Annotated in this window: 10 protein-coding genes and 1 pseudogene; 3 read left to right on the top strand and 8 right to left on the bottom strand. The window is 65.9% G+C overall.

Annotated elements, in window-relative coordinates; genetic code table 11:
* Positions 1-184: 184 nt before the first annotated feature.
* Complete coding sequence (gene metE, locus M2395_RS08970) at positions 185-2,473, top strand: 5-methyltetrahydropteroyltriglutamate--homocysteine S-methyltransferase (RefSeq protein ID WP_123430997.1); 2,289 nt, start codon at positions 185-187, stop codon at positions 2,471-2,473.
* A gap of 413 nt (positions 2,474-2,886) precedes the next feature.
* On the opposite strand, the gene M2395_RS08965 is transcribed toward metE, so the two are convergent.
* Positions 2,887-3,783, bottom strand: coding sequence for a DMT family transporter (locus tag M2395_RS08965; RefSeq protein ID WP_123430996.1), 897 nt, complete (start codon positions 3,781-3,783; stop codon positions 2,887-2,889).
* A gap of 106 nt (positions 3,784-3,889) precedes the next feature.
* Here M2395_RS08965 and M2395_RS08960 point away from each other — a divergent pair, with 106 nt between their 5' ends.
* Complete coding sequence (locus M2395_RS08960; protein WP_123430995.1) at positions 3,890-5,224, top strand: PLP-dependent aminotransferase family protein; 1,335 nt, start codon at positions 3,890-3,892, stop codon at positions 5,222-5,224.
* A gap of 11 nt (positions 5,225-5,235) precedes the next feature.
* On the opposite strand, the gene M2395_RS31770 is transcribed toward M2395_RS08960, so the two are convergent.
* The 6 genes and pseudogenes from M2395_RS31770 to M2395_RS08935 form a co-directional block, all read right to left on the bottom strand.
* On the bottom strand, positions 5,236-6,099 hold the full coding sequence (locus M2395_RS31770) for a methyl-accepting chemotaxis protein (protein ID WP_370059491.1): 864 nt from the start codon (positions 6,097-6,099) through the stop codon (positions 5,236-5,238).
* Positions 6,094-6,849: pseudogene (locus tag M2395_RS31765) on the bottom strand (MCP four helix bundle domain-containing protein); the annotation flags it as partial. The pseudogene M2395_RS31765 and the gene M2395_RS31770, both read right to left, overlap by 6 nt.
* Before the next feature lie 261 nt (positions 6,850-7,110).
* On the bottom strand, positions 7,111-7,992 hold the full coding sequence (locus M2395_RS08950) for an alpha/beta fold hydrolase (RefSeq protein WP_015635170.1): 882 nt from the start codon (positions 7,990-7,992) through the stop codon (positions 7,111-7,113).
* Positions 7,993-8,079: 87 nt separating this feature from the next.
* Positions 8,080-8,601 carry an alpha-ketoglutarate-dependent dioxygenase AlkB gene (locus tag M2395_RS08945; protein WP_015635171.1) on the bottom strand — a complete coding sequence of 174 codons (522 nt, stop codon included), beginning with the start codon at positions 8,599-8,601 and terminating at the stop codon, positions 8,080-8,082.
* 53 nt (positions 8,602-8,654) lie between these two features.
* Positions 8,655-8,972: a hypothetical protein gene (locus M2395_RS08940; protein ID WP_123430993.1), complete on the bottom strand. Its 318-nt coding sequence runs from the start codon at positions 8,970-8,972 to the stop codon at positions 8,655-8,657.
* A 107-nt stretch (positions 8,973-9,079) separates the two neighbouring features.
* Entirely contained in the window at positions 9,080-9,805 is a 726-nt protein-coding gene (locus M2395_RS08935) for a murein L,D-transpeptidase catalytic domain family protein (RefSeq protein ID WP_123430992.1), read from the bottom strand.
* Positions 9,806-9,958: 153 nt separating this feature from the next.
* Here M2395_RS08935 and M2395_RS08930 point away from each other — a divergent pair, with 153 nt between their 5' ends.
* A complete protein-coding gene (locus M2395_RS08930; RefSeq protein ID WP_123430991.1) occupies positions 9,959-11,530 on the top strand; it encodes a murein L,D-transpeptidase in 1,572 nt (523 codons plus the stop codon).
* A gap of 181 nt (positions 11,531-11,711) precedes the next feature.
* Here M2395_RS08930 and M2395_RS08925 read toward each other — a convergent pair whose 3' ends face one another.
* The gene (locus tag M2395_RS08925; protein ID WP_123430990.1) at positions 11,712-13,592 is read right to left on the bottom strand and encodes an amidohydrolase; all 1,881 of its coding nucleotides are present in this window, start codon (positions 13,590-13,592) and stop codon (positions 11,712-11,714) included.
* Between the last annotated feature and the right edge of the window lie 4 nt (positions 13,593-13,596).

Below are 13,596 nucleotides of genomic sequence, written 5' to 3'. Positions count from 1 at the left end.
GCCTGTAGCTGGCCCGGGCCGCCCCGGGCAGGAGCCTGAAGGGCGCGCGGCCTCCTGCGGCAGTGTCTGATCTGCCTGTTTGATCATGAATGGAACTTGTGATCATCGCGATTAAAATGAGTTTGTCTCACTAAGTGCCGAGTGCCGACAATGGCTCCCATCAAACACAGGGGAGTTGCATGTCATGGCTTTGGCCCATTCTCTAGGATTTCCGCGCATTGGCCGCGACCGTGAACTGAAGAAAGCGCAAGAGGCGTTCTGGAAGGGCGAACTCGACGAAGCCGGCCTGCGCGCCGTGGGCCGTGATCTGCGCAAGACTCACTGGGAGCTGCAGAAAAACGCCGGTATCGACCTGCTGCCCGTGGGCGATTTCGCCTGGTACGACCAGGTTCTGACCCATTCCCTGATGTTCGGCGTGATCCCCCAGCGTTTCCGTCCGCAGAATGGCCCAGCCACCCTGCAGACCCTGTTCGGCATGGCGCGTGGCGTCAGCGACGGCTGCTGCGGCGGTGCCCACGCCCAGGAAATGACCAAGTGGTTCGACACCAACTACCACTACCTGGTGCCTGAATTCGGCGCCGACCAGCAATTCCAGCTGGGCTGGGAGCAGCTCTTCGAAGAGGTCGAGGAGGCCCGGGCCCTGGGGCACGCCGTCAAGCCGCTGCTGATCGGCCCGCTGACCTACCTGTGGCTGGGCAAGGCCAAGGGCGCCGAGTTCGACAAGCTGGAGCTGTTGGACCGCCTGCTGCCGCTGTACGGTCAGATCTTCCAGCGCCTGGCGGCCCAGGGTGTGGAGTGGGTGCAGATCGACGAGCCGATCCTGGTGCTGGACTTGCCCCAGGATTGGAAAAACGCGTTCGAACGTGCCTACAACCAGATCCAGCGCGAGCCGCTGAAAAAACTCCTGGCGACCTATTTCGGTGGCCTGGAAGAGAATCTCGGCCTGGCCGCGAACCTGCCGGTGGATGGCCTGCACATCGACCTGGTGCGTGCTCCCGAGCAGTACCCGACCATCCTCGATCGCCTGCCGGCCTACAAGGTGCTGTCACTGGGCCTGGTCAATGGGCGTAACGTCTGGCGCTGCGACCTGGAAAAAGCCCTGGCCACCCTGCAGCACGCCCATGAGCGCCTGGGTGAGCGCCTGTGGGTGGCGCCTTCCTGCTCGCTGTTGCACAGCCCAGTGGACCTGGGCCGTGAAGACCAGCTGGACGCCGAGCTCAAGAGCTGGCTGGCCTTCGCCGTGCAGAAATGCCAGGAAGTGGCGGTACTGGCCCAGGCGGTGAACCAGCCGCAGGCCCAGGCGGTGCTCAAGGCACTGGCGCAGAGCCGCGCCGTACAGGCCAGCCGCGCGGCCTCGCCGCGCATCCACAAACCGGCGGTACAGGCTCGGGTGGAGGCCATCACCACCAAGGACAGCCAGCGGCGCTCAGCCTTCACCCAGCGCATCGCCAAGCAGCGCGCCGGCCTCGACCTGCCGCTGTTCCCCACCACCACCATCGGTTCGTTTCCGCAGACCGCCTCGATCCGCCTGGCGCGCCAGTCGTTCAAGCAGGGCAAGCTGAGCGTGGCCGAATACACCGAAGCCATGCACAGCGAAATCCGCCACGCGGTGCTGGTGCAGGAACGCCTGGGCCTGGACGTGCTGGTGCACGGCGAGGCCGAGCGCAACGACATGGTCGAGTATTTCGCCGAGCAGTTGGACGGCTATGTGTTCACTCGTTTCGGCTGGGTGCAGAGTTACGGTTCCCGGTGCGTCAAGCCGGCGGTGATCTTCGGTGACCTGAGCCGCCCCAAATCCATGACCGTGGAATGGATCCGCTACGCCCAGGGCCTGACCGACAAGGTGATGAAGGGCATGCTCACCGGCCCGGTGACCATGCTGATGTGGTCTTTTCCGCGCGAAGATGTGAGCCGCGAAGTACAGGCCCGGCAACTGGCCCTGGCGATCCGCGACGAAGTGCTGGACCTGGAAGCCGCCGGCATCAGGATCGTGCAGATCGACGAAGCCGCGTTCCGTGAAGGCTTGCCGCTGCGCCGGGCGCAGTGGCAGCACTACCTGGACTGGGCCACCGAAGTGTTCCGCCTGTGCGCCTCTGGCGTGCGTGATGAAACCCAGATCCACACCCACATGTGCTACAGCGAATTCAACGATGTGATCGAGTCCATCGCCGCCATGGATGCGGACGTCATCACCATCGAGACCTCGCGTTCGGACATGGAACTGCTGGACGCCTTCAAAGCCTTCGCCTACCCGAACGAGATCGGCCCGGGCGTCTATGACATCCACTCGCCACGGGTGCCGGATGCCTCGGAAATGGCCAACCTGCTGCGCAAGGCCGCCCAGCGCATTCCTGCCGAGCGCCTGTGGGTCAACCCGGACTGCGGCCTGAAGACCCGCGGCTGGCCGGAAACCGAAGCAGCCCTGGTGCACATGGTCACCGCGGCCCGTCAGTTGCGTAAAGAACTGGCCTGATCGGTCAACCCCGCCACCGGAGCACGTCGGCGTGCTCCGGTTTTCTGCTTCCAGCATGGCATCGGGGGCAAGTGGTGCGAGGGCGAGCAAGCAGGTAGCGGAGGCCGGCGCGGCGCATCTGATCCGTATTTTTCTTGCGCATCTGCGTCTGTTATCAGAACAGCCATGGTTTGAAAATGGCGCGCCCGGCCGGCTTTACGGCTGGAGACCGGGCCCGCTGCACCGCATACCTACTGTTCAGGAGGCCTGATGACTAAGATGGCGTTTTTCTTGTTTGGATTTTTAGCCTTGACCATCGCGCTCGGTGCGCTCGCGACTATCTCTCCGACCTGACCCCCGAGCCCTTTGCGGCTCTTGCTTCATATCCCCGCGCAATCAGTGGCAGCCCGGCAAGCGCTGCCACTGCCTTGTACTTATTTGGAACACTTTCGTGCCCCGACCACGCAGAGGATCACCGCCACGGTGACCCCGAGCATGCGCAGGCTGACGTGCTCGTGGAGCAGGCCGGCGGCCAGGGCCAGGCCGAAAAAGGGTTGCAGCAACTGCAACTGGCCGACGGCGGCGATCCCGCCCTGGGCCAGCCCGCGGTACCAGAAGACAAAACCGATCAGCATGCTGAACAGCGATACGTAGCCCAGGCTGACCCAGGCCGGCAGGCTGATGCCACTAAAGGAGGCGGGCATGCTGAACAGGGTCAGTGCGGCCATCAGTGGCAGCGACAGCACCAGGGCCCAGGAGATCACCTGCCAGCCGCCCAGGGTGCGCGACAGCTTGGCGCCTTCGGCATAACCCAGGCCGCATACCAGCACGGCCAGGAGCATGAGCAGGTCACCCTCGGGCGAAGCCGTGAGGCCCTGGGACAGGGCATAGCCCACCACCAACAGGCTGCCGAGCACCGAGAACAGCCAGAACACAGGGCGCGGCCGCTCGCCGCCGCGCAGCACGCCGAACACCGCGGTGGCCAGGGGCAACAGGCCAAGGAACACAATGGAATGGGCCGAGGTCACGTACTGCAGGGCCAGGGCCGTGAGCAGCGGAAAGCCCAGCACCACGCCCAGGGCAACGATGGTCAGGGGCAGGAGCTGAGCGCGGCTCGGACGGCGCTGCTTGAACAGCAGCAGGATGCACAACGCCAGGAGCCCGGCGATGGTGGCCCGGGCCACGGTGAGGAATAGCGGGTCGAACTCCAGCACCGCGACCCGGGTGGCCGGCAGTGAGCCGCTGAAGATCAGCACGCCGATAAAGCCGTTGAGCCAGCCACTGGCGGTTTTTTCCAGGGCTGGGGATTGCAGGGTCGATGTCCGTTCCATTCGGGGAGTGCTCAAGAAGTGGGGGCCGCAGCGGCGGGGCTTGTGTCGAGCCCATCCTAGGATTGAAAATCAGCACAATCAAAAAATTGTCATGGATACAGCGCCTATGGCCCGTGCCCGCTACAAACAACTGGTGGACACCTTTGCCGCCGATATCCGTACCGGCATCCTTGCCCCCGGCACCCGCCTGCCCACCCATCGCGAGCTGGCGGCGCGGGAAGGGCTGGCCCTGGTCACTGCATCGCGGGTCTATGCCGAGCTGGAAGCCATGGGCCTGGTCAGCGGTGAAACCGGGCGTGGGACCTATGTCCGGGAAACCGCCTTGCCGCCAGGGCAGGGCGTGGACCAGCCCACCACGGCACCGGGCACCCTGGACCTGAACTTCAACTACCCGGCGTTGCCCGGCCAGGCCGAACTGCTGCGTAGCGCCTTGCGCCAGTTGGCGGCGACCGGCGACCTGGAAGCCTTGCTGCGCTACCAGCCCCACGCCGGGCGCAGTCATGAGCGGGCCACGGTGGCGCGCTACCTGGCAGGCCATGGGCTGGTGGTGGAGGGCGAGCAGGTGCTGCTGGTCAGCGGCGCCCAGCACGGCCTGTCGACCACCCTGATGGCGTTGCTCAGGCCCGGTGATGTGGTGGCGGTGGATGCCTTGACCTACCCCGGGTTCAAGGTGGTGGCCGAGGCCCACGGGCTGGAACTGCTGGCCATTCCCCTGAGCGAGCAGGGGCCGGACCTGGAGGCCTTCGAGCGCTTGTGCCAACGGCGGCAGGTGCGCGCGGTATACGCCATGCCGACCCTGCACAACCCCATGGGCTGGGTGCTGGATCTGGCCTGGCGCCAGCGCCTGGTGGCGATTGCCCGGGCCCACGGGCTGCTGATCATCGAAGACGCCGCCTACGCCTTCCTGGCCCTGGATCCTCCCGCGCCGCTGGCTGCCCTGGCACCAGAGATCACGGTCTACATCTCGGGGTTCTCGAAGAATGTGGCCACCGGCCTGCGGGTCGGTTATGTGGTGGCGCCACCGGCCTGGGTGGCGCTGATCGAGCGTGCGATCCGCACCAGCACCTGGAACACTCCGGGGGTGATGACCGCCATGGCCTGTGCCTGGATCGAGGACGGCACGGTGGCGCGCCTGGAGCACCAGAAGCGCGAGGATGCCCAGGCCCGCCAGGCCCTGGCCCGGGAAGCCCTGGCCGGGCTGGCCTATGTCAGCCATCCGAACTCCTACTTCCTCTGGCTGCCCTTGCCCGAGGAAGTCCGGGCCGATCAGGTGGCCATGGCGCTGCTGCGGGAGAAGGTCTCGGTGTCCACCGCCGAGCCCTTTGTCGGCGCCGGCCCGGTGCCCCACGCCATTCGCCTGGCGTTGGGCTCGGTGGCCATGGCCGATCTGGGCGTGGCGCTAGCCAGGGTCCGGCAGGTGATCGGCCGCTACGCCTTCTGAAGCGGCAAGCGTCAAAGCTTGAACTGGGTCACCAGGGCATTGAGGTCCACCGCCAGGCGTGACAGCTCCTGGCTGGCGGCATTGCTCTGGTTGGCCCCGGCCGAGGTCTGGGTCGACAGGTCGCGGATATTGATCAGGTTGCGGTCTACCTCGCGGGCGACCTGGGCCTGTTCCTCGCTGGCGCTGGCGATCACCAGGTTGCGCTCGTTGATGGTGGTGATGGCCTGGGTGATCTGGTCCAGGGCCAGCCCCGAAGCGCGGGCGGCTTCCAGGGTCAGGTGGGCGCGCTCGTTGCTGTTGCGCATGGCACTGACCGCACCTTCGGTGCCTTCCTCGATGGTGTTGATCATGCTTTCGATTTCCTGGGTCGACTGCTGGGTGCGATGGGCCAGGGCCCGCACTTCGTCGGCGACCACGGCGAAGCCGCGTCCGGCGTCCCCGGCCCGCGCGGCCTCGATGGCGGCATTGAGCGCCAGCAGGTTGGTCTGTTCGGCAATCGAGCGGATCACTTCCAGCACCTGGCCGATATTGCGCACGTCCACCGCCAGGTTTTCCACCCGCTGGCAGGTCTGGGTCACGTCTTCGGCCAGTTGGCCGATGGAGTCGACGGTGTGCTGTACCTGCTCGCGGCCGTGATGGGCCGTGCGGTCGGTTTCCTGGGAGGCTTCGGAGGTGCTCACCGCATTGCGCGCCACTTCCTCCACGGCGACGGTCATTTCATTGACCGCGGTGGCCGCCTGCTCCACTTCATTGCTTTGCTGGTGCAGGGTCTGGCTGGAATGCTCGGTGACCGCGTGCAGTTCCTCGGCGGCGGAGGCCAGCTGGTTGGACGAATCGGCGATCCGCTGCAGGGTGCCGCGCAGGCTGGCCTGCATGGTCTGCAGGGCGTGCAGCAGGCGCGCCGGTTCGTCCTTGCCGCTGACTGCGATGCTCTGGCCGAGATCACCGCGGGCGATGGTTTCCGCTACCTCCACGGCCTGGCCCAGGGGGCGCACGATGCTGCGGGTCAGGAACAGGGCCAGGACCACGGTCAGGGCCACCACGACCAGCATGATCAGCAGGACCATGCCCACCGCACCTTTGAACACCTGGTTGCTTTGCGCCGCCGCGGCGATACCGCCCCGGGTGTTGACGTCGATGATGGTCAGCAATTCCTTGAGCATGGCGTCGGCATTGGCCAGGAACGGGCCGCCGTCGACGATGTCGATCGCCGCTTCCTTTTGGCCCTGGCGCATCAGGTCGGTGATCCGGTGCTGGTCCTTGAGGTACAGCGCCTCGGCTTCGACAAAACGCTCGTAGGCGGCGCGTTCGTCGTCGACGTTGATCAGTTTTTCATAGGCCTGCTGTTGCCGATCCTGCTGTTGCTCCAGTTCGTTGAGGCGCGACAGCAAGGCCTGCACGTCACCGCTGTCGCGCACCACCAGCATGCGCAGGGTCAGGGTTCGGATCTGGGTGCTGGTCAGGGCCAGGGCATTGGCGGCAACGATGGATGGCTGCCAGTTCTGGTCGACCTCAAGGGATTGCTGGTTCATGCGTTGCATTTCCAGCAGGGAGAAACCTCCCAGGGCCAGGGCCAGCAGGGCGATCAGGGCGAAGCTGAACCCTGCGCGGCGGGAAATGTTCATCGTTCTCAAGAGCATGACTGTGTTCCTTGTGGCGGCAAAAAGTACAACCGGCGAGGCGAGTCGCGGTTTGCATCGGTGCGGTGCGCGGTGGGGCCAGGCCCCACGGCACCGTCGGCTTTTTGCACACAAGGCAGGCGGCAGGCGCATCTGATCGGCGCCTTTGTCCAGTGCTTTCCAGGATCGACAGGTTGCACGGCCTGCCTGGAAAACCCGCCAATGATAGCACGGTGACATCTGTCGCGGGCGCCTGGCCCGCGGCTTTCACCGGCCTTCGGTCTGGAGAAAGCCCTGGATGGAGCGGGCGCTGGTGGCCGGGTCGACCTGCATGAAGCAGTGCTGGCCATCGATCACCTGAGTGCTCAGGTGCCGGTTGATGGCCGCCCAGCGCTTGATCGAGCGAGCCACGTAGGGGTAGCTGTCGCGGCCATGGATCACCAGGCTTGGGGTCTTCACCTGGCGCAGCGAGCGCCACAGGCGGCGGGGAAAGGAGCTGTAGATATCCACTTCGCGCTCGGGGGCGCATTTGAGGGCCACGCCTTGTTCGTCGTCCTTCAGGCCGTGTTCGACATAGGCGGCCAGGGCCGCGTCGCTCCAGCCCTTGAAGATGCCCCGGTTGGCCAGCGCGGCCTTGGCGGCGGCGCGGTCCGGCCAGCGCCGGCGGCGGGCGGCGGCCTTGCGCGCGAGGCTGTGGCGGCGGTTCAGGCCCAGGGCCGACAGCACGCCCAGGGAACCGATCATGGAGGGGGTGAAGATCACCGGGTCCAGCATCACCGCCTTGCGAAACAGTTGCGGGCGTTCGGCGACGATCAGGCAGGTGAGCACCCCGCCAAAACTGTGGCCCAACGCATAGCGCGGTACCTCGCCATAGACATCGAGCCCGGCTTCGAAGGCCTCGGCTGCCAGTTCGGCGGTGCGGTTCCAGCCCAGGAACGGGCCGCCATGGTCGGTATCGCCGTGGCCCTGGACGTCACTGAGCCACAGGTCGAAGGACTCGGCCAGCAGCGCCAGCATCGGCTGATAGGCCATGGAGCAGAAACCGTTGCCGTGCAGGAAGTGCAGCAGCGGCTTGCCCGAAGGCGCGGAGCGCAGGCCGCGCAGGGTGAAGCCTTCGGGACAGGGGTACGACCAGGGAAGCAACTGCATGGGGCCTCGGGGCAAACGCTGAATACAGCCGGGCATTGTCGATGGCCCGGCCCTTGAGTCAAGGGCCGATCCTGACCGAGTCCAGCACTACCCGGTCTTGAGCTGGCGAAACGACAGGCTGATGCGCTCGCCGGCGTCCGGCGCCTTGGGGATCGCGTGCAGCCAGTGTTTCTGCAGTTCGTCCGACATGTGCAGCAGCGAGCCGCTGGCCAGGCTGTAGTCGAAGGTGGCGCCGCTTTCCTTGTGGCGAAAGACCATGGCCCGGGCGTGGCCCAGGGAGACGATCACCACCCCGGTGCCTGTCACCAACTGTTCATTGGCGTCGGAATGAAAGCCCATGGAGGATTGGCCGTCGGGGTAGCAGTTGAGCAGGCAGTTGTTGGGGCGAAAGCCCAGCAGTTGCTCGATGGGCCCGCACAACTGCTCCAGCGCTTCGGGCATCGGCACGGCGGGGTAGGTGATCTGCGAGTAGTCGTAGGGCGCGCCGAAACTGGCGGTCTTGCGCGCACGCATGCGCTCGTCCCACAGCACGGAGTCCTTGAGGTGGTTGAACAGCCGATGCGGGTCGGCGATGAAGTCGGGGAAAAAGTCGATTTCGGGTGGAGTCATGGGAGTACTGCCTGTCGTGAAGGACAGCGCCTGCGGGGGGCAGGGCGTGATCCTTATCGGTCCTTGATGGGGGCCTGGAGTGTGCCGCCTGCCACCGACTGGATAAACTGTGCGGCCTTTTGCCCCAGGTCCGCCTGGGAAGCGCGGATCAGCAGGACCAGGGGCGCCAGGGACAGTGGCTCGATGTCCAGCCGTTGCTGGCTGGAATTGCGCAGTATCAGGGTCAGCTCGGTCCACTGGTCATCGTCGGTGGTCCGGCTGTCGCCATCGGAATCCACATTGCAGCCAGCGCCCCACAGGTGTTCGGCCATCCGGTAGAACGCCGGGCGTGGTCCGGGCTGTTGCAGAAGCAGGGCATGTGGCGAAGGCATGGCGTGGAGCTCGGGCGAGGTGGCGTTCCAGGTCGGTAACGGTATCTCGCCGCCGGCGTGCGGCGCAACTGCGAAGAGGGCAGGCGCCGAGCATCCGGCCGGCTTGCTCAGCCGCCGTTGGCGCTGAGGATGCTCGCCACCTGGCGTGGCTGGCAGTTGAGGTAGGGCGAGGTTTTCAACCAGCGCTGGTCCGGGTACCAGGAGAACATGAACTGGCCATCCTTGAGCTTGTCTATCACCTGGCGCGCTACTTGCGGGCGCACCGCGGGGCAGCCCTGGCTACGGCCGATGCGGCCCTGGCGCTGGCTCCACAAGGGGTTCACGTAGTCGGCGGCATGGATCACGATGTCGCGGTCCCGGGCCCGGTCGTTGAAGCCCGGTTCCAGGCCGTCCATGCGCAGCGAGTAGCCATGGCTGCCTTCGTAGCTTTCCTGGGTGCGGAACAGGCCCAGGCTGGATTGGTAGCTGCCCAGGCGATTGGAGAACTGGGTAGCGAAGTTTTCCCCGGATTTCTGCCCGTGGGCCACCAGGTCGCGCAGCACCAGTTTTTTGGTCCGCAGGTCGAAGATCCACAGGCGCCGTTCGGTGGAGGGCTGCGAGTAGTCGATCACCGCCAGGTGGCGGGCTTGTCGGGCGCCGCTGTCTACCGCGCATTGCATGGCGTTCAGGGCACTTTTCAGGGCCTGGGGATTGAGTTGCGGGGCGGCGTGGGCGAGGCTGGCGTACAGCGTGGGGCTGGCGACGGGCTGGACTTTGCTGGCGGCGAAGGACGAAATGGAAAAGGCGCCCAGGGCAATGGCCACCAGGCAGAACCGGCACGAGAAATTCAACATGTATAGAGCGTCCCCATGGTCACTTTGGCTCCTGACGTCCTGTCGTTCCCCCGGCAGTCTGGTCTATATGTTTAATGCCCAGGCCCGATTGTTTTCCGCATCTGCCGTAATGGTTGGCCGCCCGTTGGGCGCCCACGGATTGGAGTAAAGCAGTTGTTCAAAAAACCCGCATGTTACTTGACCCTGTGCCTGCTCGCTGCGCCATTGGTCGCGCTGGCCGATGAGCTGCCACAGCTGTCGGCGAGCCCGATGCAAACGGCGCTGACGCAACTGGCCGTGGCCTGCCCGGCCCTGGCGCCGCGGCTCAATACCCCGGCCCAGCAGCTGTTGCAGGGCTTCTACCAGCAACAGGGCGAACAGCAGGTGTGGTCCGTGGCGGGCCGCCTGGCCAGCTTGCAGGCGCAGTTGGCGCAACTGGTGGACGACGGGCTGGACCCGGGCCACTACCGCCTGCCGCAGGCGAGCCCGGCGGGAGATGGCCTGTGCAGCGATATCGATATCACCCATCAGTACCTGCAAGCCCTGCAGGACCTGCATTACGGTCGCCTGGCGCAAAGCCGCTTCGAGCCTATGTGGCGGGCCCAGCCGCTGCCGGACGATCGCCAGAGCGCGCTGCTGGCGATTGCCGTGCCGGGCATCGCCCACATCGCCACGGCCTTCGAGCAGGCGCGCCCCAGCCTCGCGCAATACCGCAACCTGCGCCAGGCCTATGCCCATGAGCGCCAGCAACCCTTGCCCCAGTGGCAGGCCGTGGCCGGCGGCCCGTTGCTGCGCCCGGACATGCAGGACAAGCGGGTGCCGGACCTGGCCCTGCGCCTGTACCACGGCGGCTACCTGCAAAGCCCGGAGGTCAACCCGGACAACGCCTACAGCGGCGAGCTGGTCAGCGCGGTGAAGAACTTCCAGCTTGGCCATTCGCTGCAGGCCGACGGAGTGGTCGGCGCGGGTACCCTGAAAGAGATGAACATCAGCCCGGCCGAGCGCCGCGAACAGCTGCGCATCAACCTCGAACGCCTGCGCTGGCTGGCCCAGGATTACGAGCCGAACCTGGTGCTGGTGAACGTCGCCGCCGCCCAGCTGACCTTCTATCAGCACGACGCGGTGGTCTGGCAGACCCGCACCCAGGTCGGCCGCGCGGAGCGCCAGACGCCCTTGCTCAAATCCCAGGTCACCCGGCTGACCCTGAACCCCACCTGGACCGTGCCGCCGACCATCCTCAAGGAAGACAAGCTGCCGGAAATCCGCCGCGACCAGGGTTTCCTCAACCGCCAGAACCTGCAGGTGCTGGATGCCAACGGCCAGCCCCTGGCGGCCGAGGACATCGACTGGGACCGCCCCGGCAACATCCTCCTGCGCCAGGGCGCCGGCCCGCGCAACCCCTTGGGGCGCATCGCCATCCGCTTCCCCAACCCGTTCTCGGTGTACCTGCACGACACCCCGAGCCAGGCGCTGTTCAGCAAGGGGCCGCGGGCCTTCAGCTCCGGCTGCGTGCGGGTCGAGCAGGCCCTGCAACTGCGCGACTGGCTGCTCAGCCCGGCGGAGCGGTTGCGCACCAACGAGCTGTTGGCCACCGGCCTGACCCACGAGTTCCGCCTGGCCAAGCCGGTGCCGATCCTGCTCAGCTACTGGACGGTGCAGGCCGACAGCCACGGGCAACTGCTGTATGCCCCGGACATCTACGGGCATGATCAGGTGCTGTCGACTGCGCTGGGCAGCAAGATCTGATGTGGCTGTGTGGGTGAAGGCAAACCCTGGCCAGGGAGCTTGCTCCCTGGGGGGCGTAGCCGCCCCGAGGCCTTCATGGCGCTCTAGCGGACGCAGGCTCTCTCGCCACCGTCGCCTTAGCGCGAGCAGAAAAAACGCCGCGGTGCCTGGATGGGCGTCGCGGCGTTTTCCATAGCAGGTTTCAAGGCTGCACAGGCGCCAGCCGGTCGTAGATCACATCCAGGGCCGGGCCCAGGTCGCCGTCGCCCTGGGCCACGGCCCTGATGCCCTGGGGTACCGGCAATGACGGATCGCCATGCATCCCGAACGGCGGCGGCAAGCTTGCCACCTTTGCCGGACGCTCATAGATCACCCGGCCTTCCTTGACGGTCTTGAGCACTTGGATCTCGCTCAGGGTCTCGGGTTTGACGGTCAGCGGGTTGGCCGAGAGCACCGCGAAATCCGCCAGCTTGCCCGGGGTGATGGAGCCTTTGCGGTCTTCTTCGAAATGCTGGTAGGCCGACCACAGGGTCATGGCCTTCAGCGCCTGCAAGGGCGTCACCCGCTGGTCCGGGCCGAGTACGTAGGCGCTGCGGGTGGTGCGGTTGACCGTGGCTGCCAGCACTCGCATGGAGTCCGGCAGGGCCACCGGTGCATCGTGGTGGGTGGTGAATTTCATCCCGGCCTGGAGCACCCACTGGGTCGGCGAGATGTTTTCCGCGCGTTCGGGCCCCAGCACCGACTGGCGATGCCAGTCGCCCCAGTAGTAGGTGTGCATGGGGAACAGGGAAGGGAAGATCTTCAGTTGCTTGAGTTCGGCCACCTGGTCCTTGCGCAGGGTCTGGCCGTGGATCATTACCGGCCGCACATCGACCCCGGGGTAGGCCTGTTCCGCGGCACGCATGGAACCGAGCAACTGGTCGATGGCGCGGTCGCCGTTGGTGTGGGAAAGGATCTGCCAGCGGTTGGCCAGGGCCTCTTTATAGATGGCCAGGGCGTCGGCGTCCTTGACCACGCCGTAGCCGGCATAGCTGGCGTCCTGGCCCTGGGGCGGCTTGAAGTAGGGCTGGCTCAGCCAGGCCGTCTTGCCCTGGGGCGAGCCGTCCAGGGTCAGCTTGACCCCACCGATGCGAAAGTGCTGGTTGTACACCACCGGCTGGTTGCTCGGGTGATACCAGGGGGCGACCATCAGTTGCTTGACGCCGGGGGTGAGGATATCCGGGTAGGAGACGATGTCCGCCAGCAACTTTCCATCGCCCGCGGCCTTGATCGCGGTCTTGACCTGGTCCGGGGAAGAGCGGCCGTCCTGGATCGTGGTGTAGCCATAGCTGACATACAGCTTCTGCCCGGCGCTGAGCATGTCCACCGCCTGGTCGGCGGTGAGCTTGGGGAAGATCTTGATCAGGGCGTTGAAGAAGGCGTTTTCCTCCAGCACTCCGTTGGGTTCCTGGCTGCCGTCGACGCGGCGGATCACCCCGCCTTCCGGGTTGGGGGTCGACGCGTCGATCCCCGCCAGTTCCAGCGCCTTGCTGTTGAGCACCCCCAGGTGCGAGGACTGGTGGACGATGGCGATGGGCAGGTCGCGGGTCACGGTGTCCAGATCGGCCTTGGTGGGGTGGCGCTGTTCCTGCAACTGGGAATCGTCATAGCCAAAGCCGAACAGCACGCCGAACTGCTTGGGGATCGGCGACTGCTGTTCAAAGCGGCGCAGGGTTTCCTGGAGCCCGGGGATGCTGTTGTTGGTTCCATCCGGTGGCGGCAGCAGGTTGGCGCTGGCAGCCTGGAAACCCACCATCGACACATGGCCGTGGGGGTCGACGAAGCCCGGTAGCAGGGTCGCGCCCTTGAGGTCGAGCATCTGTGTGGCCGGGCCCTTGTTCTTGAGTACCTGTTGCCGGTCACCCACGGCGAGGATCTTGCCGTCCTTCACCGCCACTGCCTGGGCCTTGGGGTGCTGGTCATCGATGGTGATGATCGGGCCGTTGAACCAGATGGCGTCGGCCACCGGCGGCGTGGCCGCCAGGGCGCTGGCACTGGCGAGCTGGAGCGCTGCCACGAGCAGCGCGAAGGAGGTCTTTTGCATGTGC

It is taken from the genome of Pseudomonas sp. BIGb0176 (assembly GCF_024810175.1).
In the GTDB taxonomy this organism is placed as follows: domain Bacteria; phylum Pseudomonadota; class Gammaproteobacteria; order Pseudomonadales; family Pseudomonadaceae; genus Aquipseudomonas; species Aquipseudomonas protegens.
The sequence above is the reverse complement of the archived record's forward strand: the minus strand, read 5'-3'. Positions and strand labels throughout refer to the sequence as shown.

Excerpts from the sequence above, each read along its gene's own strand:
- M2395_RS08965 (WP_123430996.1), bottom strand. The coding sequence starts at position 3,783 with ATGGAACGGACATCGACCCTGCAATCCCCAGCCCTGGAAAAAACCGCC.
- M2395_RS08945 (WP_015635171.1), bottom strand. The coding sequence starts at position 8,601 with ATGACTCCACCCGAAATCGACTTTTTCCCCGACTTCATCGCCGACCCG.
- M2395_RS08925 (WP_123430990.1), bottom strand. The coding sequence starts at position 13,592 with ATGCAAAAGACCTCCTTCGCGCTGCTCGTGGCAGCGCTCCAGCTCGCC.
- M2395_RS08940 (WP_123430993.1), bottom strand. The coding sequence starts at position 8,972 with ATGCCTTCGCCACATGCCCTGCTTCTGCAACAGCCCGGACCACGCCCG.
- M2395_RS08950 (WP_015635170.1), bottom strand. The coding sequence starts at position 7,992 with ATGCAGTTGCTTCCCTGGTCGTACCCCTGTCCCGAAGGCTTCACCCTG.
- M2395_RS08960 (WP_123430995.1), top strand. The coding sequence starts at position 3,890 with ATGGCCCGTGCCCGCTACAAACAACTGGTGGACACCTTTGCCGCCGAT.
- M2395_RS31770 (WP_370059491.1), bottom strand. The coding sequence starts at position 6,099 with ATGCAGGCCAGCCTGCGCGGCACCCTGCAGCGGATCGCCGATTCGTCC.
- metE (WP_123430997.1), top strand. The coding sequence starts at position 185 with ATGGCTTTGGCCCATTCTCTAGGATTTCCGCGCATTGGCCGCGACCGT.
- M2395_RS08935 (WP_123430992.1), bottom strand. The coding sequence starts at position 9,805 with ATGTTGAATTTCTCGTGCCGGTTCTGCCTGGTGGCCATTGCCCTGGGC.